Source organism: Mesorhizobium sp. M0701, from assembly GCF_040320365.1.
GTDB lineage: Bacteria > Pseudomonadota > Alphaproteobacteria > Rhizobiales > Rhizobiaceae > Mesorhizobium.
This window is the reverse complement of record NZ_JAMYPO010000025.1, coordinates 65,528-89,167: the sequence shown is the minus strand read 5'-3', so window position 1 is coordinate 89,167 and position 23,640 is coordinate 65,528. Positions and strand designations below refer to the sequence as shown.

Sequence of the window (23,640 nt, the reverse complement as noted above, 5' to 3'; positions counted from 1 at the left end):
AAAGAAAGATGGGTTAGCGAATGCGTGCGCCGGTGGCGTCGAAGAGAAGCGAGCGGTCGGCCCTGATCGACACCACCAGGTCGTCGCCGTTCGCGCGATGCCGCGAGGCCTCGCGCTCGATGATCAGTTCCTCGCGTCCGCCCCCGGTACCGGAATTGGCATAGACATAGCTCACCGATCCCAAGTGCTCGGCGACGTCGGCCTTGAGGGTAAGGTCGCAATCGCCCTGGCCGGCGTCGAAGAAATGCTCCGGCCGCACGCCAAGCACGACATCGCCGCCTGTTGCAGGCAAGGCATCCGAAAGCGGCTTGCGCAGTCGCGCGCCGCGATGATTGACCAGTTCGACGACCGCCGCACCGTTGTCGGCCCCGACCATTTTTGCCGCCAGGAAGTTCATTTTCGGCGAGCCGACGAAGCCGGCAACGAAGCGGTTGGCGGGGTCGTCGTAGAGATCGAGCGGCGCGCCGATCTGCTCGATATTGCCGGCGTTGAGCACGACGATCCTGTCGGCCAGCGTCATCGCCTCGGTCTGGTCGTGCGTCACATAGACCATGGTAACGCCGAGCTCCTTATGAAGGCGCGATATCTCGACGCGCATCTGCACCCGGAGCTCGGCATCGAGATTGCTGAGCGGTTCGTCGAACAGGAACACTTGCGGCTCACGCACGATGGCGCGGCCGATGGCGACGCGCTGGCGCTGGCCGCCCGACAATTGCCGCGGCCGCCGCTTCATCAGCTCGGCGATGCGCAGGATTTCGGAAGCCCGCTTCACCCGCCGCTCGGTATCTGCCTTGGGGTTGCCGGTCATTCTTAGGCCGAAGCTCAGATTCTGCTCGACCGTCATGTGCGGATAGAGCGCGTAGGACTGGAACACCATGGCGATGCCGCGATCGGCCGCCTCGACGTCGTTCACCACCTTGCCGCCAATGGCGATCTCGCCGTCGCTGATGTCCTCGAGCCCGGCGATCATCCGGAGCAGCGTGGACTTGCCGCAGCCGGAAGGGCCGACGAAGACGACGAATTCGCCGTCATCGATGTCGATATTGGCGCCGTGGACGATCTCGAAGACGCCGAAGCGCTTGATGACGTTTTTGAGTGTGACTGCCGCCATGCTGATCCTTACTTGATGGCGCCGGCGGCGATGCCGGCAACGAAATGGCGCTGCAGAAGCACGAACACGACGAGCATTGGCGCCGTCAGCATCACCGCGCCCGCCATGATGCCGCCCCAGGACACCTTGGTGAGACCGATCAGCGTGCCGAGCGCCACGGGCGCGGTCATTGCGCCCGGCTTGGAATTGATCAGCAGCGGCCAGAGATAGTTGTTCCAGGAGGCAAGGAAGAGGATGATGGCGAGCGCCGCCAGCATCGGCCGCGCCAGAGGCAGTGCGACGAACAGGAATATCCGCCATTCCTTGACGCCCTCGACCTTGGCGGCGTCGAACAGCTCGTGTGGCATCATCGAAAAACTCTGCCGCATGAAGAGCACGCCCAGCGAATTGAACAGCGGCGGCACGATCAGCGCCACCCAAGTGTTGGCGAGCCTGAAGTCGCGCGCCACCATGATGAATTGCGGGATCAGCACGACCGCATAGGGCAGCGTGATGGTGCCGAAGATGATGGCGACGACCATGCCCTTGCCGAAGAAGTTGTAACGCGCCAGCGCCCAGCCGGCCATCGAGGTCAGCATCACCGACAGGAAGGTATAGGTCACCGCCACCGAGACGGAGATGCCGATGGCGCCGATGAAATTGGTGCCGCGCTGCAGATTGCTGACATTGTCGAGGAAATTGCCATGCGGCAAAAGCTCGATATCGGGGCTGAAGATGCCGTTGTCGGGCATCGTCGAAAAAACCACCATCATCCACAGCGGAAACAGCCAGACCAGCGCCAGCGGCGTCAGGAACAGATGCAGCGCGATGCTGCGTCCCAATCTGGCCTGGGAACGGCTGACTCTTGAGTGCGAGGTCATTTCGGTTCCCTCGTCAGCCATATCTGCACCAGCGAAATGGCAATCGCCAGCCCGGCCATGGTGTAGGCGACGGCCGAAGCGTAGCCGAAATTGAGCGACCGGAAGCCCTGGCGGTAAAGCAGCAGCCCGAGCGTTTCGGTGCCGCCGCCCGGCCCGCCGCGCTCGGTGATCAGGAAGGGCTCGGTGAACAGCTGCATGGTGCCGATGATCGACAGCACGGCGCAGAACACGATGATCGGCTTGAGCAGCGGCAGCGTGATGTAGAAGAACTGTTTGACCTTGCTGACCCGGTCCAGGGTCGCCGCCTCGTAGACATCCTCGGGAATCGACTGCAGGCCGGCGAGCAGGATGATGGCGTTGTAGCCGGCCCAGCGCCACGTCACCGCCATCATGATCACCGCCATCGCCGGGGTGACGTTGGTAAACCAGTCGACACTGGGCAGGCCGATGCTGTTCAGCAATTTGTTGATGATGCCGTAGTCGAGATTGAACATCAGCCGGAAAACCGCCGAATAGGCGACCTCGCCGACCACGACCGGCGCGAAGAAGGCAAAGCGGAACAGGCCACGGGCCTTGAGCAGTGGTGAATTCAAAAGCACCGCCATCACAATCGCCAGCGAAATCATCACCGGCACCTGGATGACAAGGATCAGCAATGTGTTCTTCAAGGCATTGAAGAAGGCCGGATCGCCGATCAGCCGGCCCCAGTTGAAGGTCGGCGCCAAGCGCCACGGCACGGTGCGCGTCGCCTGGAACGAGATCAGGAACGAATCGATGATCGGCCACAGCCAGAAGATCGAAAAAATCAGCAGATACGGCGCGAGGAAGCGATACGCCGTGGCGTTCTGGTAGCGCATCGTTTTCCTCCTTTCTGCTTTCAAGGTCTTGCCTTCTCCCCTTGTGGGAGAAGGTGGATCGGCGCGTAGCGCCGAGACGGATGAGGGGTGTTGGAAGGAATGCCGTCCGAGCCAAGCTGGAGCACCCCTCATCCGTCGCCTTCGGCGATACCTTCTCCCACAAGGGGAGAAGGGGAGCCGCGCGCTCGGAGCCGCCTCGTCTAGATCACGACTTGACCGGCAGGCCGGTCGCCGCGGCGATCTGGCTTGCGGCATCGTCGAGCGCTGCCTTGGCGTCGGGATAGCCGCCGGCCAGATATTTGGTCTGCACCGCGCGGATGATAATTTCGGCGTCGCTCTGGAACGGCGTGCCGCGGCTGGGGACGACCTTGGGCAAGGTGCCGAGGATGTCCTTCCACACGGCCTGGCCACCCCAATAGGGCAGGCCTTCGGAGACATAAGGGTCGTTGAGCGCCGAGATCAGCGACGGCACCAGGCCGAAGCCTTTCAGCATGGTGATCTGGCCCTCATTCGTCGCAAGCGTGTATTTCAGATAGGCGTAGGCGGCTTCCTTGTTCTTCGAAACCGAGGTGATGGCGAGCGAGGAGCCGCCGAGATTGGCGGCGCGCGGACCGTCGGCGGTCAGGCTCGGCATCAGATAGACGCCCCATTTGCCTGCCCCATCGGGCGATTCGGTGCGCACGGTGCCTTCATACCAGCCGCCATACATCTGCGTGGCGACCTTGCCGGCGGTGTTGTTGGTGATCTTGGTGCTCCAGTCGGCAGAGGAAATGATGCCGGCATCCTTCATCTCCTTGATCTTGGTCATGGCATCGACGCATTTGGGCTGGTTGACCGTGATCGATTGCCCGTCGGCGGAGAAGTAGGCGCAACCCTGCTCGTTGGAGATCATGCGGAAGAATTCGGAATCGCCGTTGAAATCGGCGTTGGTCATCGTGACGCCGGGATTGGCGGCCTGGATTTTCTTGGCGGCGGCGATGAAATCGTCCCAGGTCTTGATCGAGGACGGATCGACGCCAGCCTTCTCGTAGAAGTCGCGGCGGTAGAACATCGCCACTGGACCGGAATCCCAGGGCATCGCATAGGCCTTGTCGTCAACCTCGAGCTCGGTACGCTTGAAGTCGGGGAATTTTGCCTGGTCTTCCGCGGTGTAGCCGAGCGTATGCAGGTCGACGAAGCAATCCGGGAACTGGCTCCAGTAGTTTTCGGCTTCGCCGTTCTCGATCGTAACGATGTCAGGCAGCCCCTCGCCGCCGGCGGCACAGCCGGCGATCGATTTGTCGTAGGTCGGCTGGTTGCCAAGGTCCTCGACCGTCACCTTGATGTCGGGATACTGCTTGTTGAAGCCCGCTATGGTGGCCTTCAGCGACGAAGCGGCGATATTCCAGCTCCAGATCGTGATTTCACCGGACTGCGCAAAGGCCGGGCTGGAGCCCAAGGCAAGCGCGAGCGCGGCGCAGGTCAATTTTATGCGCATTGAAATCCTCCCATTTCAGTTGCTCTCTGTTTGCGAGCGTGGCTAGACTAGGCCTCGGGAAAGCCTTGTCCGCGACAAAGGGAATAAGAAATGAGCGGAAAGTAAGATGCCGGAAAGGCCGTTTTACCAGCCTGGCGCCAGCAGCGTGGAGGGCCTGCCGCTGCTGCTGCAGATGTTCCACACCCAGCCCCTGGTGATGCTCAAGCCGCATTGGCACGCCCAGGTCGAGGTGAATTTCATCGTGCGCGGGGCCGTGCATTACCGTATGGACGGGCACGGGCTTTCGCTCTCTGCTGGCGACATGTGTCTGTTCTGGGGCGGCCTGCCGCACCAGATGGACGAAGCCTCCGACGATGCCATCTATGCCGGCGCGCATTTGCCGCTGGTGCATTTCTTCCGGCTGCATTTGCCCGTCGAGGTCCGCAACAGACTGATGACCGGGGCGACGCTGGTGACCGACGCCACCGACCGGTCGGACGACCACAATTTCGAGCGCTGGAACCGCTATGCCCGCTCCGGCGACCCGGTCAAGGCCGAGCATGCCGTCAACGAGCTTTTGCTGCGGCTGGAGCGGGTGCGCTTCGAGCCTTACCGGCTGGTGCCCGAAACCCCGGTCGAACACGAGATAGGCAGTCCCTTCGATCAGCAATCGCTGCGCAATGTCGGGCGCATGTGCGACTTCATCGCCGAGAATTTCCTCTACGAGATCGATTGCGTCGATATCGCCGCGGCGGCCGATATCCATCCCAAATACGCCATGAGCATCTTCAAGAAATCGACCGGCATGACGCTCAATGAATATGTGAATTTGCTGCGCCTCAGCTACGCGCAGGCGCTGCTGATGCATCAGGATGCCAATGTGCTGCGCGTCGCCATGGAATCGGGCTTCGGCTCGCTCAGTGCCTTCAACAAGTCGTTCCGCAAGCTTTCCGGCATGTCGCCGTCGGATTTCCGCAGGGGCGTGGCCGGCGCCAGATAACGGCTGGATTCAGCCGATAATATCCAGGCGCCTCGGCAGGCGGTTCATCGGCGACGGCCCGTTGGCGGTGATCAGGAACTGGTCCTCGAGATTGAAGCTGGCGAGACCGTCGATGTAGAGCGGGATCTCGAATGCCAGCACCATGCCGGCCTCGATCACGACATTGCTGTCGGCCGAGATGAACGGCCATTGCTCGGAAAACACGGAATGGCCGACGCCGTGGCCGAAATGGCCGCGGCGATAGGAACGCAGGCCCTGGCGCGCCAGGCTTTCGCTGGCGGCGCGATGCACGGCGGCTAACGGCTTTCCGGGCATAAGCGCGGCAAGCCCGTCGGCGAAGGCGCGTTCGGCTATCGCATGCAATTCGGCCTGTTCGGGCGACGGCGGCCCGAAGGTGAAATTCCGCGACATATCCGAGGCATAGCCGTTCACGCTGCACACCATGTCGGCCTTCAGCGGATCGCGGGCGGCGGCGACGGCGTCGGCGCCTTTTGGGCGAGCGCCCAGCGTGACGTATTCCGCCGTCGAGATTTGCTGCGACGACCCGGCGGCTGCATCCGCGACGCCTTGCCGGTAAAGCGCGACCAGCTCAGACTGACGCATGCCGGTCGTCGCATGCTGCTGCAGCCGCGACAGGCCGGCTTCCGACAGGGCGATGCCCTGCTGCAGAAGGTCGATCTCGCTCTGCGATTTGATTGCCCGCAGCCTGTCGAGAACCGGCGAGCCGTTGACCAGGGCAGTGCCCGGCAATATCGCCTGCATCGCGGAAAAATCGCTGGCCGAGACGAAATCCAGCTCGATGCCGAGCGTCGCACGCTCCAGCCCGAATTCTGCGAGGATCGTTTTCAGCTCGCGGACGGAGCGGGCAAGCTCGAAGGTCGCCGGACGTGAAAAACCGGGGGCGCGGCCAACCAAGCCGGCCTCGATGCGCTGCGCAACAGGCCGGTCGGCCGTCGCCGGCTCGAGCGACGCCGATTCGATCCAGATCGCATGCGTGCGCAGCACGGCGCCGGCCATCGCCGCCCGGAGCTGGGCAGCCTGGAAATCCGCCACCACGACGCCGATCGGCAGGTCGCCTCGCTTGGGAATAACGACGAAACCGGCGCCGGCCCGCCGGAACAGGCCGGCCGGGCCGATCCAGGCACCGGTGGCATATTGGAACGCCTCGGGCTCGCAAAGCACCAGCGCCTCGATGCCGGCGCGCTGCATCAGGTCAGTTGCGCGCTCGCGGTCGACAAAGCCGGTCATAGGATCTCCTCGAATGCACTCGAATCCGACGCCGATGCGGCGGCGTTTGACCTTAGCGTAGCTTCAGTGCCGCCGTGGAGCAGCTTTTTTCTGGAAGCGCTGTTCACCTTGAGAGTTCGTCGTCTGGAAACGAAAAAAGCCGCGGCGAACCACGGCTTTCAACGCGACAAGTGGTCTGTTTCGAATGCTTACTCGGTTTCGTCAGAGGTGTCGTCGGCAGTGTCTGCCGCGCCTTTCGCGGCCTTTCTATCCAGCGCTGCCTGCAAGGCCAGCGTAGCCTGCGGTGAGGCCGGTGTCGTGGCAACGACCGCCATTGCATGAGCAACGCCGGTCGTCGACTTGTCCTTGGCCGCGGCGGAAGTGGCGGCTCCGTGTCCCTGCGAGCCGGCCCCGGCCGAGTTTCCGCCGTTACCGTTGCTGCCGCCATTGCCGTTGCCATTGCCCCCGGGAGCAGCGAGTACCGGAGATGCGACAAGGGTGAGAGCGGCTACAGTCGCGAATAGACAGGTGCGCGTTTTCATAGTTCCTCCTTCGAGTCGCCCTCCCGCCAGGATGGGTTCCAGATGAAAAACGTCAGGACTTTCGAATCCGAAAGTCGGCTGTTACCTAGCTTTGTTCAAATACAGTATTCTACAAGACGGACCTTGGTCCCGAAATCGATACGCAAAAGTCCTGGATTTTATCGACAGCGTACTTCGGACGACCGCAGCGGCGGGATTTTTGCTGCCGGCAGATCCGGCGCCGCTACAGCGCAGTGTGCGTCGGCTGACATGAGGCTAGGGTCGAGGAAACCTAGCTGCTCGGCTATCGGTGACTGAGGAACATTCCACATTTCGTGAAGTTGGGAGCGCAGGCGTGCTTTGAGGTGCCAAAATGTTTGATGCCGGCGGGCTTTTGGGAGGAAGCCATGATCCGCGTCACGCCTGCATTTCGTGTTTCGCGCCGCCGCGAATTGCAGTTTGGCCTGGGAGCAACGCTCGCTTCGGCCACCGGGCTTGCCCCGGTTTCCCGCGCCTATGCGCAGGATGAGGTCAAAGACGAAGACATTTTTTCCGGTTCGCCCTCAATCTCGAATATATATGGAAGCCGAATATTACCTGCGCGGTACAACCGGAAAAGGGATCGAAGACTCGGATGCCGGCCCGAAGGCCGGCGCTGTCGTTGGCGGCAAACAGGTCAGCTTTGACAAGCCTGCAATCGGCGAGTTCATGCGCCCATGGCGTCCAAAAAGCTAGTGAGTTCAATTGGCTCGCCCGAAAAGAGTCGAACTCCTGACCCCCAGATTCTGGTCTGAGAAGTCAAGATCTAGGCGGTTCGAACGTGTCCCCTACTCCGTCAACGCTCCGGCTTCCCACCGCCAAGGCACATCATGGTTTAGGAGCTTGGCTTAGACGCTCGGAGTGAAGTACCCAGCCCATACCTTATTCCATTCTGGAGTTTCCACGTTTTTCGCAGCGGTCAAGGCCGCCGAGAATCCGAGATGGTCAATACCAGTGAAATGATGCAGGTTCTTCTGGACCACGTGGCAAGCAGGCCGCTGAGCAGACGTAGCTTCCTGGTTTCAGCATATGGACCCTCTTTGTAATACGAATTGAAAATTGCGCCCTCATGTTTCAGAACAGGTCGGTAGACCCGCGAGGATGGTTTCGAATCCTGCGGGTCGCTCACGGTCCTCAAGGCGAGAATTCTAAGAGACGTTCAACAATGACCCAGCACGCAGAAAACGCTCGAATTCTCATGTACAGCCACGACACGTTCGGGCTCGGCCATTTGCAGCGCTGCCGGACTATCGCGCATTCGCTGGTCGAGGATTTCCGCGGACTTCAGGTGCTTATCATTTCGGGTGCGACTATCGCTGGCGCCTTCGACTACCGCGCCCGTGTCGACTTCGTGAAGATCCCCAGCGTCATCAAGCTGCGCAACGGCGAATACACCTCGCTGGAAAAGGACATCGATCTGCATGAGACGCTAAGGATGCGCCAATCGATCATCCGCCATACAGCTGAGACCTTCCGGCCGGATATCTTCATCGTCGACAAGGAACCGCTCGGCCTGCGCGGTGAGATTGAGGACACGCTGTCCTACCTCAAGACGCGGGGCACCACGCTGGTGCTTGGCCTGCGCGAGGTGATGGATGCGCCGCATCTGCTCGAAGCAGAGTGGGCACGCAGAGACGTGATGCGCAAGATAGGCGTCTTCTACGACAAGGTCTGGGCCTATGGTCCGCCGGATTTCTACGATCCGTTGACCGGCTTGGATGTGCCCCCGGCTGTCAGGGCAAAGATGAGGTTCGTCGGTTTCCTGCAACGGAGCCTGCAGCGGAACGAGTTGCCCGGCCACCGGCCTGAGGGCGACTATATCCTCGTTACTACCGGTGGCGGCGGTGACGGCGCCGATCTGATCCACGACGTCATCGATGCCTATCAGCAGGATCCGCAATTGCAGCATAGAGCCCTGATCGTGCTTGGGCCTTACATGCCGGCGCGCAAGCGCAACAAGCTGCTCAAGAAGGGGTCCAAGATCCCCTACATCAAGATCATCGAGTTCGACAACCGCATGGAAGACCTGATTGCCGGCGCCAAGGCGGTAGTGGCGATGGGCGGCTACAACACCTATTGCGAGATACTGTCTTTCGACAAGCCGGCGCTGATCGTGCCGCGCGTCGAGCCCCGCCGGGAACAACTGATTCGCGCACGGCGCGCAGCCGAACTCGGCCTCATCGAGATGCTTTTGCCGGAAGAAGCCGAGGATTCCCGGCGGTTTGCTGATGCACTGAAGGTGCTGCCGGACCGGCCCCGCCCATCGCAGAGCAATCCGCATCTGACGCTGGAAGGGCTGCCTCATATTTCCGAAATCGTCGCGGAACTGCTCGACCGGCGAGCCGGCCATCACCTTTCGGTCATTGAAGGAATGACCTGAGTTGCAACATCGCAAGATCGTCGTGGTTCTGAAGGGTTATCCGCGGCTGTCCGAAACCTTCATCGCGCAGGAACTGCTCGGTCTTGAGCGTGCGGGGTTCGACCTGATACTCGTCGCGCTCAGGCGGCCGACCGACGAAAAACGCCACCCCGTGCATGACGAGATCAAAGCGCCCGTCCATTATCTGCCGGAATATCTGCATGAAGAGCCGCTGCGCGTGCTTCGCTCGCTGTTTGCCTGTCTGCTGCGTCCGGGCTTCTGGCGCGCGCTCGGATCGCTGGCTGCCGATATGCCCCGCGACTTTACGCGCAATCGCGCGCGCCGCTTCGGGCAAGCGCTCGTGCTGGCGGCCGAATGGCCGGAAAACGCGGGCTGGCTGCATGCACATTTCGCGCACACGCCTGCATCGGTGACGCGCTATGCCAGCCAGCTTCGTGGCCTGCCCTGGACCTGCTCGGCCCATGCCAAGGACATCTGGACTTCGGCGGACTGGGATCTGGCCGGCAAGCTTTCCTCGGCGCGCTGGACGGTCACTTGCACGAAAACCGGCTTCGATCGTCTGAAAAAACTCGCTAACGGCAACTCGTCTGTGCATCTGAGCTATCATGGGCTCGACCTTGATCGCTTCGGCAGTTTCGGCGAGGCGCGAAAGCAGCATGACGGCTCGGCTCCGGACGAACCGGTTGTCGTTCTGAGTGTCGGGCGCGCCGTTGAAAAGAAAGGTTACGATACGTTGCTGGAGGCCCTTGCCCTGTTGCCCGGCGATTTGGCGTGGCGTTTCGAGCATATCGGCGGCGGCGAAGAACTGGAACGGTGCAAGGCGCTGGCGCAAAAGCTCGGCCTGGATGGTCGCGTCTCTTGGAAAGGCGCGCTTGCGCAGGAGGAGGTGCTTGAGCACTACCGCCGTGCCGACATCTTCGCCCTGGCCTGCAGGATCACCGCAACTGGCGACCGCGACGGTCTGCCGAACGTTCTGGTGGAGGCGGCTAGCCAGCGGCTTGCCTGCGTGTCGACCGATATTTCCGGCGTGCCGGAGCTTTTATCGCCGGATGAAACGGGGTTGCTGGTTCCGACGGAAGACCCGATTGCCCTGGCACAGGCGCTGGAGCGCCTGATTCGTGATCCCGTGCTCCGCGACCGCCTCGGCGACGCCGCAGAGCGGCGCGTGCGCGGCAATTTCGATCATATGGCAAGCATTGGACAGCTCAAGGAACTGTTCGAGCGGGAGTGGCGGGCCGCCGAATGAAGCGGCTGCGCGCTTTCTTCTATGTCCAGCACCTGCTCGGCATCGGCCATCTCGCGCGCGCCAGCCGCATTGCGGCGGCTCTGGTCAATGACGGGTTTGACGTTACCGTCGTGACCGGCGGAGCGCCGATCGCCGGGTTTCCGGGACTGGGTGTACAATCTGTAACTCTGCCACCTGTCACCTCCGGTGATGAAGGATTTTCGGGACTTGTCGACCTGCAAGGCAACCCGATCGACGATGATTTCAAGAAATGGCGTTCAGAGATGCTGCTGCAGGCATTCCGGGATTGCAGGCCTGATATCGTCATTGTCGAGGCGTTTCCATTTGGACGCCGGCAGATGCGTTTCGAACTCTTGCCGCTGATCGAGGCCATCGACGCGACGTCGCCCAGACCGCTGCTGGCGACGTCCGTCCGTGATATCCTCCAGGAGCGCGTCAAGCTGGGCCGAAACGAGGAAACGGTCGATCTCATCAACAGGCATTTCGATCTTGTTATGGTCCACGGCGATCCGGCTTTCGCAACCATCGACAAGACATTTCCACTGGCTGGGGCGATCAGGGCCGAGGTCACCTACACGGGGCTCGTTGCCGCGCCGCCATCGCCCGCGGGCTCCGAGCGCTTCGACGTTCTGGTGTCAGTTGGCGGCGGGGCTGCCGGAAAGAGCCTTGTCAGATCCACCATCGCAGCGGCGCGGAATGCCAACAACGCTTGGAAATGGTGTTTGATCACCGGCCCAAACCTGCCGAAAGACGAGTTTGACGCGATCGCACGCGATGCCACGCCGGGCCTGTCCATCTTCCGGTTCCGCGAGGATTTCGCCAGCCTGCTGACCGGCGCCCGCCTGTCAGTCTCGCAGGCGGGTTACAACACGGTCTGCGATGTCCTGCGCGCGGGCTGTCGCTCCCTGCTCGTCCCATTTGCAGCCGGCGGGGAAACCGAACAGACGGTTCGCGCCCTGATGCTCGAAGAACTCGGTCTTGCAACGGTGCTGATGGAAAAGGACCTGACGCCTGAAGGTTTGGCGCAAGCGGTCGAACAAGCGCTTGTGGAACCGACGCCATCTGCGCATCGTCTCGATCTGGAAGGCGCGCGTCGCTCCGCGCAAATCCTGCGCGAGCGACATCGAACATGGTCCCTAAACGTGGGGCCCGGTTTCGGAAAAGTTCATGATTAAACAGACGATAGGTCCTAGAGCGGTTCATCGTTTCACGCAGAACCGCTCTGTCTCTTTGTTTTGACGCAATTCCGGACGGAAAGCCGTTTCCACACTTTCCTGCAAATGCCCTAACGCGCGTCGCGTCTGGTGAGATTCGTGCGACGCGCTTCAAGTCCTGTTTTTATGCGTGTCGTTGTCCCAAAACCGCTACGCGCTTTTGGGCGAAATGCATTAAACAGTTCCAATCAGCATGAAGCGCGTATAATTTTTTGTCGGCAGTTCGCCGGAGAACCGCACCTCCCGTAGCGCCGCCATTTCCTCGAAGGCTGCAAGCGAAGCCACGCAGTTGATGTGCGTCGGCTCGCTGAAATTATCGTTCGATTGCAGCAGTACATTCGTGCCCGGCGGAAGCAGAGCAAGCCAGGCCCGCAGATCGGCTATGTGTTCGCAGCTCGTATTGACTATCAGATCGGGCCGCCCGGCCGCATAGTCGAGTGCGTACATATCTGCCGTCAGCGCCCGGAACCGGTCGCCGGCTTCCCGGTTGAGGGTCCGGGCGACCGGCGCGACTTCGGGATCGATGTCGATGCTATCGACCGCCGCGATGTCGAAGCGGGCATCGTTGAAAAGCATTGCCGGCAATACGCCGTACCATCCACCCAGAACCCATATGCGCCCGAAGCGGCCGCCGCCGCTTTCGAACAGCCTGTCGAGCGCCCACATCTTGCAGGCGACCTGCTTGTGGTTGAAGGCGTTGGCGATATCGGCCTTCGGATGCTTGGCGACGACGCGCGCCAGCCCTGCCACGAGAGGGCAGTTGACATAAGCAGCAATTCCCCGCGTGAGGTCCAAGGCTTGCTCGTGCCAGTCCATGGCATTGCGTGGTTGCGTGACATCCATCATAATTCGTCTTGTATGTTGGGATTTTGGGCGACACAACGCAATCTTGCCTCCCGCAAGACTGTTTGATTCCGCGGACGTGATCATGCTGCAAGCCGCTTGGCTATTGCCCGGTGCCGGAGAGAGCCTGTTGCATCTGTCCGGATCATCGGCGTCCATCCGCCAGCACCAGCCGCGCAGCTGCGGCCTCGTGCTGCTCGGCTGTTCGCCAAAGCCCTACGAAAGCCGCGGACCGTTTGGCCAGCTGCTTTCTTCGCCGATCAACAATGCCCATGTCGTTGCCATCGACCATGCGCCGGAACTGGATCGCGCCGCCTCGCAGGTTCCTTGCATCGTTGAGCGCAGGACAATGCCCGTGCACAGCAGCTTCGAGCTTGTCGTTGGCGATGAAGAAATTGCCGATACGCCATTCGCCAGCAGGTGCTTTTACATCCTGCATCCTTCCAACTGAAGGGTCCACAGTCGCATATGGAAGCCAGCCTAGCCCGCTATATCTGGACGCACACCAAGAAGCAGCAGCTCTGGATATTGATGATCGTCGTGCTTTCGATGATCCCGTATTTCATGTCCTTCGACCTGCCGAAGCTGATCGTCAACGGACCGATCCAAGGTCGCGGCTTCGAGCAACCGGGCGCGACCCAGCCATTCATGAGGCTACACTACAACCTGCCGTTCATTGGAGAGGTCCAGTTCTTCTCCGGTTTTCAGCTCGACCGCGAGGAGACCCTGTTTGCCCTGAGCCTTGTGTTCCTCTTGCTAGTCGTCATCAACGGCCTGTTCAAATTCTACATCAACACCTACAAGGGCCGCCTCGGCGAACGCATGCTGCGGCGTATCCGCTTCGATCTGGTCGACCGTGTGCTGCGTTTTCCGCCGGTTTACTTCAAGCGGGTAAAATCCGCCGAAGTGGCGACCATGGTGAAGGACGAGGTGGAGCCGCTGGGCGGCTTCATCGGCGACGCCTTCCTGCAGCCGGTACTGCTCGGCGGCCAAGCGCTGACGGCCATGCTGTTCATCATGATCCAGAACGTCTGGCTCGGAATGATAGCGGTCGTGATCGTGGCGATCCAGATCGTGCTCATCCCGCGAATGCGGCGGCGGCTGATCGTGCTCGGGCGCCAACGGCAGTTGACGGCGCGCGCGCTTTCGGGCCGGGTTGGCGAAATCGTCGACGGCATCGGCGCGGTTCACGTCCACGATACATCAAACTACGAGCGCGCCGACATAGCTGCCCGGCTCGGGCTCATCTTCAAGATCCGCTTCGATCTTTACCAATGGAAATTCATGGTGAAGTTCCTCAACAATTTTCTCGCGCAGCTCACGCCCTTTCTGTTCTACATGATCGGCGGGTATCTGGTCCTCCAGGGGCGGCTGGACGTCGGCCAGCTCGTGGCCGTGATCGGCGCCTACAAGGACCTGCCCGGACCGATGAAGGAACTGATCGACTGGGATCAGGATCGGCAGGATGTCCAGGTCAAATATCAACAGGTCGTTGAACAGTTCACCGTTGAAGGTCTCATCGCGCCGAAAATCGGGGCATTGACGATCGACGATCCCGATCCGATGACCAAGCCGCTGTCGGCGATCAATCTGTCCATAGCAGACGATGGCGGTGCAATGCTCCTCAACCGTATCTCCCTCCAGGTCAAGCCGGGTGAGACGGTGGCACTGGTCAGTACCGCAACAGGTGGAGCGGAGGCGCTTGCAGAAGCCTTCGCGCGGCTGAACTGGCCGGACAGCGGAAGGGTCGCTTCGGGCACCGACGACCTGCTTGAACTTCCCGAAGCAATAACCGGCCGGCGCATGTCGTATGCCTCGTCGGATGTTTTCCTGTTCCAGGCAAGCCTCCGCGACAACCTGCTCTACGGGTTGAAGCATGCGCCGCTGACATCGGTGCCTTATGACGGTGCTGCGGCAGATCAGCACCGCTGGAACATTCACGAGGCGCGCCGGTCGGGCAATCCGGATCTTGATATCCACAGCGACTGGATCAACTATGCTTCCGCTGGCGCTACCGGCCCGCACGACCTCTTTGAAGCCGTGCGCCGGGTGCTCGACGCGGTTGTTCTGTCGCGTGACATTCTGGATCTCGGCTTGCGCTCTTCGGCCGACCTCACGCGTCACACGGAGCTTGCCAGGCGGATCGTCGAACTGCGTGCGGCGCTGCGGACCCGGCTGGAACAAGAGGGGCTGAGCGGACTGGTGGTTCCTTTCGAACCGGGCGCCTACAACAAGGAAGCAACGATCGGCCAAAACCTGCTCTTCGGCGCTGCCGCCGGCCCCGAACTGGCCGACAGGGCCCTGGCGGCCAATCCCTATTTTGCTTCCGTGCTGAGGCAAGCCGGCCTCGACCGCACGCTCTACGAAATGGGCTTGGAGATCGCCAAACAGGCGATCGAGCTGTTTGCCGACCTGCCGCCCGATCACCAGTTCTTCCAGCAGCTCGCCTTCATGAGCGCGGAGGAGATACCCGCCTACGAAACCTTGCTGCAACGGCTCAAGAACCGTCCCTACGAGGCGGTTTCGGAGAACGATCGCGCCATGATCGTCACCTTGAGCTTTGCCTACATCGAGCCCCGGCACCGCTTCGGCCTGCTGAGCGACGAGCTGATGAGCAAGATCGTCGCTGCACGCAACCGGTTCTATGAAGACCTGCCGCCCGAGCTGCACAATGCGGTCGAACGGTATGATCCTGCCAAATACATTGCCGCGGCCACCGTCATGGATAATGTCTTGTTCGGGCGTGTGGGCAACAATCATCCCGACGCGCCCGACCGCATACGCTCCATCGTCTATGACATTCTTGACGAACTGGGGCTTTATGGCGAACTTCTGGATGTCGGCCTGGACTTCAACGTCGGCTCCGGCGGCAGGCGGCTGACCGGTGGACAGCGACAGAAGCTCGATGTTGCCCGGGCCTTGCTCAAGCGTCCCGATTTTCTCATTCTCAACCGGCCGCTGTCGGCGCTCGACCAGCGCATGCAGGATAAGGTGCTGCGAAATGTGCTCGGGGAAGCCAGGCGCGACGGCCATTCGCCGGCAATTGTGTGGGTCGTGACGAATCCGGCAATGGCGATGATGTTCGATCGCGTTATCGTCTTCGACTCGGGTCAATTGGCGGAAGACGGAACACACGAGACACTTTTGGCAGGGAACGGTATCTTCAAGGAACTGTTGTCATAGAGCAACGGACATTCAGATGGGATCATTCTGCCGGTGCACGACATCGGGCTCGCCACCTTTCGCGTGGTTTGTCTCGCCATCCCGGAAAGAGAATTGATTCCATCTGGGCGTGCTCTAGTCTGGCAAACGCGAATTTTGGAAGGTTTGCGACAATGCTGCTCAAGGATGAAGTTGGAATGCTGCAACGCGTTCCCTTGTTCTCTGCCATCGAGCCGACAAAGCTCAAGCTGCTTGCGTTCACATCCGATCGTGTGAGCTACAGCGCCGGCCAGATCCTTTTCCGGCAGGGCGACGAGGGAGACGCCGCCTATGTCATCCTTTCAGGCAGAGCGGATATTCTTGTCGATTCCGACAGCGGACCGATAAAAGTTGCAGAACTGGAGCCAAATTCGATCGTTGGCGAGATCGCCATATTGTGCAACAGCTCCCGCACTGCCACCGTCAGAGCGGCAAGTCCGCTGGAAGCCCTGAGAATCCGCAAGGATCATTTCCTGAGACTTATGAGGGAGTTCCCGGAAATGACCATCGAGATATTGCGGGTTCTTGCCGATCGCCTAAGCCATACGACCGCGGATCTGATCGACGCACGAAGCGCCAAATAACGAAGGACGTGCGCTCGATCCTCGCCGTCGTGACGGCACTGTCCTCTCGCTGAGAAGATCACCCGGAGAAAGCCTGTCTCGCCTAGCGGCAGTTGTTTAGATATGATGGGCGAAGGGGTAGCATGGACGACAACGTTTTCCTGGTCAGGTTTTGGGGTGTCCGCGGCAGCATTTCGGTATCAGGGCCAGAGTTCTCTCGCTATGGTGGCAACTCAATCTGCGTCGAGATGCGATGCGGTAAGCATACGCTTCTGTTCGACGCAGGCTCTGGCCTAAGGCCAGCCGGCGCGGCGCTTCAGGCGTTGGGCGTGACCGATTTCGACCTGCTTTTCACCCATTGCCATTACGATCACATCATCGGGCTGCCGTCTTTTGCGCCGATCTATGACCGGGGCGCCCAGGTTACGCTTTGGTCCGGGCATCTTGCAGGACACATGACGACCCGGCAGATGGTCGATGAGTTCATGCGGCCGCCGTGGTTTCCGGTGAAACTGGAGGCCTGCAAGGCAAGCCTCGACTATCGCGATTTTGTATCCGGAGACGTGCTTCGCCCGCGCGAAGGGGTGGTGGTCCGAACCGGCAGTCTTATGCATCCGGGCGGCTGCATAGGCTACCGGGTCGAATGGGGTGGCGGCGTCGTGGCGGTGATCACAGACACTGAGCATGAGCCGGACAAACTCGATCAGGCGGTGCTCGGCCTGATCGAAGATGCCGACCTCGTCATCTACGATTGCACCTACACCGAGGAGGAAATGGAACGCCGCCGCGGTTACGGGCACTCGACGTGGCAACAGGGCGTCAAACTCTGTGAGGCGGCCGGTGCGCGGAGGCTTGCGCTGTTTCACCACGATCCGACACGCACCGACAAGGAACTGGACAAGATCCAGAAACTGGCCAAGGACAGGTTTACCGGCGCTTTTGCCGCGCGGGATGGCCAGACGCTCAACATTCCGGTCTCATTGCGCAAAAAGCACTGAGCTATTTTCCTCTATCTCTTTGTTTTGACGCAATTCCGGACGGAAACCGTTCACACTTTTCCTGGAATTGTTCTACCGGCGCTGCGCCCGATCAATGTCCTGATCGGAAGCCATGCGCAGGCTTCAGTCTGTGCGGTGACTGTGAACAGCCGTTCGAGGAAGAGCCAGGCCGATTCATCATGTACGAGATGGTGGGTGAGCAGGCCCACCGGTTCGCCCCCATCGAATGCATGCTGCAATTGCGCGATGATAGCCTGAACCAATAGGCCATGATCGCGGCAGCCGCGCGTGCCATGCCAATCCATGATGTCGACATTGCTGTTGATGACCGCAAGTGACGCCGGCCTTTGCGGTCCATAGACCGACAATGCCGAAAATCCTATCGATCCAAGGTCGGATACCAAGCCGGCGTCGATCCTGTTCCAGGGTGGCACCAGCATCGGAACGGCACGTGCGCCGTGCAGGCCGGTTACGTGCGCCAGCCCGCGAGCCAGATCATCGAGCACCGCCTCGCGTGGTCGATGCGCGCCGAGCTCCTGCTTCTTCTGGCCCTCGGGCGCATGATTTCGGTGCGCCCAGCCATGGATGGCGACCGTGGCATGCGGCGCCTCGTCAAGCCGAACGACAAGCTTCTCGTCAGTCACGGCGGGAATGACGGCCAGAGTCACCGGAACCGCGAATTCACCGGTGAGGTCGAGCAACCGATCAAGCGCAGGCGTCGGATCCACGGCGTCATCGTCGCGCAGCCAGAACTCTGCCTTACGGTCCGCCCGTTGCCGGCTCGCCAGTTCCTCCACCAAGGGTTGCCAGATTTGATCGGATGTCATGAGACGGGGATCTTCGCAAGAAGTTCGGCCAGACGCGCCGCTGCAGCACCGAGAGAACGTTCTTCGAGGATGAAACGTCTGGCTTCTGCGGCCATGATGGATCTTTCGTCGTTATGGGCCAGAAGCCTTTCAATGGCAGAAGCGAACGCCGCCACATCGTCCGGCGGGGTGAGAAACCCGGCCTGGCCATTCCGGACGACCTCCGGCACGCCGGCGACGTCCTGAGCCACAACCGGAAGGCCGGCGGCCTGTGCTTCAAGATAGGCAACGCCATAGGCCTCGCCGAAACCCGGCCAGACGTAAATTCCCCCACTGTAGAGGACATCCGGCACGGCGGCTGGCTCAATCGCGCCAAGCCATTCGATACGCTCGGCGGGCAAGCCGGCGAATTGCGCTTTGATCTCCTCGCGGGCAGGTCCGTCCCCGACGACCGACATGGTCCAGGGCAGGTGACCGATCGAACCGAGCGCCTGCGCCAGCATGCGATAGCTTTCGAGTTTGTCGCCCGGGCGCATCATGGCGACGGTAACGAGGCGCGTCGGACAACCGCGTGCCGGCGTTTCCCGGAATAGCGATGTGTCGATGAAGGGCGAAAGCATGCCGAAAGCGGCGTCGGGTACCGCATCTGCCAGTCCCTGACGATCCCTTTGCGTGAAGCAGATGTTCAGCGCCGCCTGTTCGACGGCTCGCGCCACCAACGCTTGCGTATCGGCCCACAAACCGGTGTTGCGCCGCCTCGAATAGGAGGCTTCCGCTGTCACATAGGGGACACCAAAGGCCAACGCCAGTTCGGGCCCGATCAGGTCGGGCGCCTTGTAATAGGGATGATAGGTGAACCACAGATCGGGCTTGCCGTCACGATCCCAAAGCCTCGCCAGCCGCGCGGCTTCCTCGCGGGCCTGGATCTTGAGCGCATCGAAACTTTTCGAATCCGGTTCGCGTAGATAGAAGCGCAATTCGGATGCCAGTTCGACGCTATGTCCTCCATGCTCCAGCGCCTTGACCAGCATCCGTGCCATCTGGCGGTCGCCGGAGGCAACGGGATGATTGGGCGACTTCAGCGGCGCATAGAAGGCAATTCGCATCGCCGGACCCTATCATCGGAAAGCCTGCGCAAGTCAATTTCGAAGCATGATCGACTTCACCCTCAAGCACTGGAATGTGCTATCTGATGCTCATGGAAACAGCTGCCGCGTCCGATCCGTTTGTTGCTTCTCTGCCGGTCTTCGCAAAGTTCGAAAGCGTTGCCGATATCGATAACTATCGGCCTCTCCCCGATGGCTGGGCGCTGGCCACCGCAGACATCGTCGGCTCGACCAAGGCGATCGAGGCGGGGCGCTATAAAACCGTCAATATGGCCGGTGCCAGCGTCATTTCGGCGCTGCTCAATGCGCTGGGTAGGCAAGATCTTCCCTTTGTCTTCGGCGGCGACGGCGCGCTCGTGGCGTTTCCCGACTCGGCGCTGGAGATCACCCGCAACGCGCTGGCGGCTGTCCAGAGATGGGTGGCGGACGAACTGGATCTGACCTTGCGTGCCGCAATCGTGCCGATAAAGGATATAAGAGCGCAAGGCCTCGACGTTCGCGTGGCGAGGTTCCAGGCCTCCGATGCGGTCTTCTATGCCATGTTCGCCGGAGGTGGCGGCAGTTGGGCGGAAGCCGAGATGAAAGCGGGGCGCTACCGCATCGATCCTGCGCCGGCCGGCGCGCGGCCGGACCTGACCGGCCTCTCGTGCCGCTGGAACCCGATCGAAGCCCGGCATGGCGAAATCGTCTCGATCATAGCCATACCGGGGGCGTCGCGCGACTTGCGCGGTTTTCAGTTTCTGGTTTCCGACATCATCGCCCTTGCCGGCAGGCAGGAACGCGATGGCCACCCGGTGCCGGTGAACGGGCCGGACTACAGTTTGCTGCCCGCCGGCCTCGATATCGAGGCGCGGGCCACGGCGCCGGCAGGACGGCGGTGGCTGTCGAAGCTGTGGATAGTGTTCCTGATGACGCTTACGGCTGTTACGGATAGATATGGCTGGACGATCGGCAGATTCGATCCGAAGATCTACAAACGCGAAGTGGCCAGCAATTCGGATTTCCGGAAGTTCGACGATGGCTTAAAGATGACCATCGACGTTGACGCGGATGTGTTGCAACGGATCGAGAACCGGCTGAAACAGGCGGAAGAGGCGGGCATCTGCAACTATGGCCTGCACCGCCAGAAATCGGCCTTGATGACATGCCTCGTCGCATCGCCGCTGCAGCGCGATCACGTTCATTTCATCGATGGCGCCGCCGGCGGCTATGCGATGGCTGCCGCAAGCCTTAAGGCGAAGGTGCCGGTCTGACGGCTTGCGGACATCGATTTTCCGCAATATGCCTCGGGGCTCTTGTGAGCGGTGAGCCTCACCATGGAAGCGGACGGCCTGTCCGAATTGACGGGAAGCAGATTTTTGGACGCCTCACGATCGACATATGACCGCCTTCTGAACCGGATTTCGACGCGTGCCGCGCAAGTCGGCGTGATCGGACTGGGCTATGTCGGGTTGCCGCTGGCGGTTGCGATCGCACGCGCCGGCTTCCCTGTTTGCGGCTTCGACATCGAAGCCCAAAAGGTCGAGAGCCTGAACAACGGACAATCCTACATCGAGGCGGTGACGTCGACAGCCCTTGCCGGCCAGGTGGCGAGCGGACGGTTCCGCGCCACTGCGGATTTTGCCGAACTGGCCGTCTGCGATGTCATCATCATCTGCGTTCCGACACCACTGACGAAACACCGCGAGCCGGATCTCTCCTTTGTCAGGAACACCGCAGGCACCATCGCGAAGCATCTGCGTCTCGGTCAGCTGATCGTGCTGGAATCGACCACCTATCCCGGCACCACCGACGACGTGATCAAGCCCATCTTGGAAAAAATCGGCTTGCAGTCGAGGATAGACTTCTTCCTCGGCTTCTCGCCCGAACGCGAGGATCCCGGCAACCGCAGCTTTGAAGTCGCGACGATCCCCAAGGTCGTGGCAGGTGACGGCATTGAAGCGGCGACGCTCGTGCAGGCTTTCTACCATGGCGTGGTCAAGACCGTCGTTCCGGTTTCCACCACGGCGACCGCCGAGGCGGTCAAGCTGACGGAAAACATCTTCCGCTCGGTCAATATAGCCCTCGTCAACGAGTTGAAGATCGTGCTCGGTGCGATGGGAATCGACATCTGGGAGGTGATCGAGGCGGCAAAGACCAAGCCCTTCGGCTACATGCCTTTCTATCCTGGCCCTGGACTTGGCGGGCACTGCGTTCCGATCGATCCCTTCTACCTGACGTGGAAGGCTCGCGAATACGAACTGCCGACCCGCTTCATCGAGCTGGCGGCAGAGATCAACACGGCCATGCCGCGTCATGTGGTCGATGAACTGGCGAAGGCGCTGGACCGGCGCTGCGGCAAGGCGCTCAGCCGCTCGCGCATTCTCATCATCGGGCTCGCCTATAAGAAGAATGTGCCCGACATCCGCGAAAGTCCCTCATTGCGGCTCATTGAACTCATCGAGGAATGGGGCGGCAAGGCGGAATTCCACGATCCGCATGTTACCGAAATCCCGGCCACACGGGAGCATATGGCGATCAAGGGGCGTCGTTCTGTCGAATTGACCGAGGTGGCCTTGAAGGATTTCGACGCTGTCGTCGTTGCGACCGACCACGACGCGATCGACTATCAGGCGATCGCGGATCACGCTCTACTGATCGTCGACACACGCAATATTTTTGGCCGCCTCGGGCTAGCCCGAGAGACGGTGGTAAAGGCCTGACGGCGTCCGAGCCGGCGAATTTGTGCAAGGAGATTTCGAGATAGCATGAGCACAGCGCAAGCAGAAATTTCAGCCATTCTCATGGATAAGGTTGCCGATTGGCTGACCCAATCGGCGTTGGCGGGCGACGACCTGGAAACATTGGTAAGGGGCTTTTGTGAACGGCTGGCTGCTGCCGGCCTGCCGTTGAAGCGGGTGCATTTGAGCTTTTCGATGCTTCATCCGCTTTATGACGCGCTCGGCTTCACCTGGCTCCGCGGCCAGGGCCTGGAAGTGGAAGGCTTCCGCAAGGAGAACGGCGTTCATTCCGACAGATTCCTGACCAGCCCATACTACCATCTGCTCAGCCACAAGCTCGACCATCTGCGGCGCCGGCTCGACCCGTCGGTGCCGTCGGAATTTCCTGTTTTCGATGACCTCAAGCTGATGGGCGTCACCGATTACATGGCTTTCGTCCATCCCTTCAGCGGCAACACCAGTCAGGGCATGATCGGGTCTTGGTCCACCGACAGTGCTGCAGGCTTCAGCGACAGCATGATTTCGGCGCTGCTGCGCATCCAGAACCATCTCGCTATCGCAACCAAGATGGCGGTGCTCACCAAGCTTGCCGACAACATGATGACCACTTATCTCGGCGGCGACGCCGGCAGGCGCGTGCTCGACGGCCAGATCAAGCGCGGCGAGGGTGATACAATCCGGGCGGCACTGGTCATGGGCGACATGCGCGGGTCGTCAAGACTTGCCGAAACCTCCGGCCGCGAAGTCTATATCGATACGCTGAACCAGTTTTTCGACGCCGCTGCTGCACCTTTCAATCGCAAGGGCGGGCAGATCATGAGTTTCATAGGTGATGGCTTCATTGCCGTCTACCCTTGCGCAAGGCACCGTTCACAGTCCGAGATCGCCTGCCAGGCTGCTCTTGCAGCAGCGCACAAGGCCACCGCGCGCATGATGGATCTCAATCTGCGCAGAAAGCAGCAGGGATTGAGCGACATAAACTATGGTATCGGCCTGCATGTCGGCAATGTGATGTTCGGCAATGTCGGGCTTACCGACCGGCTCACATTCTCTGTCTTCGGCTCGGCTGTAAACGAGGTCCAGCGTCTCCAGACCCTGACCAAGAAATATCCGCACAGCGTTCTCGCCAGCAAAGACTTCGCCGGCTATTGCGGCGCCAACAACTGGCTGGCGCTCGGCATGGAGGAACTGGCGGGCATCAGGCAGAAGCTAACGGTGCTTTCACCCGATTTGTCGGGTACTCTCTCGCTCGACGAAGACGGTGCGCTGGAGCCGATTTACGACCGAATATCGGACGCCGAGCAGGTCATGCTGCTTCATCGCAATGCCGCGCGGCCGTCCGCGGGCGACCCGAGGAAGCTCCAGTAACCGCCACGATCTGATCCGAACGCGTTTGGTATGCAGTCCGGTCGCCGGTTCCGCCAGGGAGCTGGCGACTGTTCGAATCCAAGTTGCTCTAGGCTGGCAATGCGATAGTCTCGCCTTCTGGACC

The 23,640-nt window shown here is 60.8% G+C and carries 20 protein-coding genes and 1 pseudogene; 12 read left to right on the top strand and 9 right to left on the bottom strand.

The window, feature by feature from the left end:
* Positions 1 to 13 precede the first annotated feature (13 nt).
* From NKI24_RS22295 to NKI24_RS22280, 4 genes are all read right to left on the bottom strand, one after another.
* Positions 14 to 1,111, bottom strand: coding sequence for an ABC transporter ATP-binding protein (locus NKI24_RS22295; protein WP_352707586.1), 1,098 nt, complete (start codon positions 1,109 to 1,111; stop codon positions 14 to 16).
* An 8-nt stretch (positions 1,112 to 1,119) separates the two neighbouring features.
* Positions 1,120 to 1,971, bottom strand: coding sequence for a carbohydrate ABC transporter permease (locus NKI24_RS22290; protein ID WP_352748316.1), 852 nt, complete (start codon positions 1,969 to 1,971; stop codon positions 1,120 to 1,122).
* Complete coding sequence (locus tag NKI24_RS22285) at positions 1,968 to 2,828, bottom strand: carbohydrate ABC transporter permease (RefSeq protein ID WP_352748313.1); 861 nt, start codon at positions 2,826 to 2,828, stop codon at positions 1,968 to 1,970. The genes NKI24_RS22290 and NKI24_RS22285 overlap by 4 nt, the downstream gene beginning before the upstream one ends.
* 205 nt (positions 2,829 to 3,033) lie before the next feature.
* A complete protein-coding gene (locus NKI24_RS22280; protein WP_023675947.1) occupies positions 3,034 to 4,305 on the bottom strand; it encodes an extracellular solute-binding protein in 1,272 nt (423 codons plus the stop codon).
* A 106-nt stretch (positions 4,306 to 4,411) separates the two neighbouring features.
* On the opposite strand from NKI24_RS22280, the gene NKI24_RS22275 reads away from it, so the two are divergent.
* Positions 4,412 to 5,284, top strand: coding sequence for a helix-turn-helix domain-containing protein (locus NKI24_RS22275; protein ID WP_352748310.1), 873 nt, complete (start codon positions 4,412 to 4,414; stop codon positions 5,282 to 5,284).
* 9 nt (positions 5,285 to 5,293) lie between these two features.
* Here the strand turns inward: NKI24_RS22275 and NKI24_RS22270 are convergent, their stop codons facing one another.
* Together NKI24_RS22270 and NKI24_RS22265 are read right to left on the bottom strand one after the other, a co-directional pair.
* Positions 5,294 to 6,532, bottom strand: coding sequence for a M24 family metallopeptidase (locus NKI24_RS22270; RefSeq protein ID WP_352748308.1), 1,239 nt, complete (start codon positions 6,530 to 6,532; stop codon positions 5,294 to 5,296).
* Between the two features lie 188 nt (positions 6,533 to 6,720).
* The gene (locus tag NKI24_RS22265; protein ID WP_352748306.1) at positions 6,721 to 7,053 is read right to left on the bottom strand and encodes a hypothetical protein; all 333 of its coding nucleotides are present in this window, start codon (positions 7,051 to 7,053) and stop codon (positions 6,721 to 6,723) included.
* A gap of 386 nt (positions 7,054 to 7,439) precedes the next feature.
* Between NKI24_RS22265 and NKI24_RS22260 the strand changes: the two are divergent.
* From NKI24_RS22260 to NKI24_RS22245, 4 genes and pseudogenes are all read left to right on the top strand, one after another.
* Positions 7,440 to 7,746 (top strand): annotated as a pseudogene (locus NKI24_RS22260) (ferritin-like domain-containing protein); the annotation flags it as partial.
* Between the two features lie 490 nt (positions 7,747 to 8,236).
* Positions 8,237 to 9,451, top strand: a complete 1,215-nt coding sequence (locus NKI24_RS22255; protein WP_352450264.1) for a glycosyltransferase family protein — start codon at positions 8,237 to 8,239, stop codon at positions 9,449 to 9,451.
* A gap of 1 nt (position 9,452) precedes the next feature.
* Positions 9,453 to 10,697: a glycosyltransferase gene (locus tag NKI24_RS22250; RefSeq protein ID WP_352748302.1), complete on the top strand. Its 1,245-nt coding sequence runs from the start codon at positions 9,453 to 9,455 to the stop codon at positions 10,695 to 10,697.
* On the top strand, positions 10,694 to 11,872 hold the full coding sequence (locus NKI24_RS22245) for a glycosyltransferase family protein (RefSeq protein ID WP_352748299.1): 1,179 nt from the start codon (positions 10,694 to 10,696) through the stop codon (positions 11,870 to 11,872). The genes NKI24_RS22250 and NKI24_RS22245 overlap by 4 nt, the downstream gene beginning before the upstream one ends.
* 213 nt (positions 11,873 to 12,085) lie before the next feature.
* Here the strand turns inward: NKI24_RS22245 and NKI24_RS22240 are convergent, their stop codons facing one another.
* Positions 12,086 to 12,754, bottom strand: a complete 669-nt coding sequence (locus NKI24_RS22240) for a class I SAM-dependent methyltransferase (RefSeq protein ID WP_352748329.1) — start codon at positions 12,752 to 12,754, stop codon at positions 12,086 to 12,088.
* Between the two features lie 130 nt (positions 12,755 to 12,884).
* On the opposite strand from NKI24_RS22240, the gene NKI24_RS22235 reads away from it, so the two are divergent.
* The 4 genes from NKI24_RS22235 (at position 12,885) to NKI24_RS22220 (ending at position 17,516) form a co-directional block, all read left to right on the top strand.
* Positions 12,885 to 13,205, top strand: coding sequence for a hypothetical protein (locus NKI24_RS22235; protein WP_352450261.1), 321 nt, complete (start codon positions 12,885 to 12,887; stop codon positions 13,203 to 13,205).
* Between the two features lie 17 nt (positions 13,206 to 13,222).
* Complete coding sequence (locus tag NKI24_RS22230) at positions 13,223 to 15,937, top strand: ABC transporter transmembrane domain-containing protein (protein ID WP_352450260.1); 2,715 nt, start codon at positions 13,223 to 13,225, stop codon at positions 15,935 to 15,937.
* 152 nt (positions 15,938 to 16,089) lie between these two features.
* Positions 16,090 to 16,539, top strand: coding sequence for a cyclic nucleotide-binding domain-containing protein (locus NKI24_RS22225; RefSeq protein ID WP_023675957.1), 450 nt, complete (start codon positions 16,090 to 16,092; stop codon positions 16,537 to 16,539).
* Between the two features lie 122 nt (positions 16,540 to 16,661).
* The gene (locus NKI24_RS22220) at positions 16,662 to 17,516 is read left to right on the top strand and encodes an MBL fold metallo-hydrolase (protein ID WP_352450259.1); all 855 of its coding nucleotides are present in this window, start codon (positions 16,662 to 16,664) and stop codon (positions 17,514 to 17,516) included.
* A gap of 50 nt (positions 17,517 to 17,566) precedes the next feature.
* Here NKI24_RS22220 and NKI24_RS22215 read toward each other — a convergent pair whose 3' ends face one another.
* Positions 17,567 to 18,343: a polysaccharide deacetylase family protein gene (locus NKI24_RS22215; RefSeq protein WP_352748295.1), complete on the bottom strand. Its 777-nt coding sequence runs from the start codon at positions 18,341 to 18,343 to the stop codon at positions 17,567 to 17,569.
* Entirely contained in the window at positions 18,340 to 19,428 is a 1,089-nt protein-coding gene (locus NKI24_RS22210; RefSeq protein ID WP_352748292.1) for a glycosyltransferase family 4 protein, read from the bottom strand. The genes NKI24_RS22215 and NKI24_RS22210 overlap by 4 nt, the downstream gene beginning before the upstream one ends.
* A gap of 74 nt (positions 19,429 to 19,502) precedes the next feature.
* Between NKI24_RS22210 and NKI24_RS22205 the strand changes: the two genes are divergently transcribed.
* The 3 genes from NKI24_RS22205 to NKI24_RS22195 all read left to right on the top strand — a co-directional run bounded on the left by NKI24_RS22205 (position 19,503) and on the right by NKI24_RS22195 (position 23,516).
* Complete coding sequence (locus NKI24_RS22205; RefSeq protein WP_352450256.1) at positions 19,503 to 20,681, top strand: DUF3095 domain-containing protein; 1,179 nt, start codon at positions 19,503 to 19,505, stop codon at positions 20,679 to 20,681.
* A gap of 105 nt (positions 20,682 to 20,786) precedes the next feature.
* Entirely contained in the window at positions 20,787 to 22,130 is a 1,344-nt protein-coding gene (locus NKI24_RS22200) for a nucleotide sugar dehydrogenase (protein ID WP_352450255.1), read from the top strand.
* Positions 22,131 to 22,175: 45 nt separating this feature from the next.
* Complete coding sequence (locus NKI24_RS22195) at positions 22,176 to 23,516, top strand: adenylate/guanylate cyclase domain-containing protein (RefSeq protein WP_352450254.1); 1,341 nt, start codon at positions 22,176 to 22,178, stop codon at positions 23,514 to 23,516.
* Positions 23,517 to 23,640: the final 124 nt, after the last annotated feature.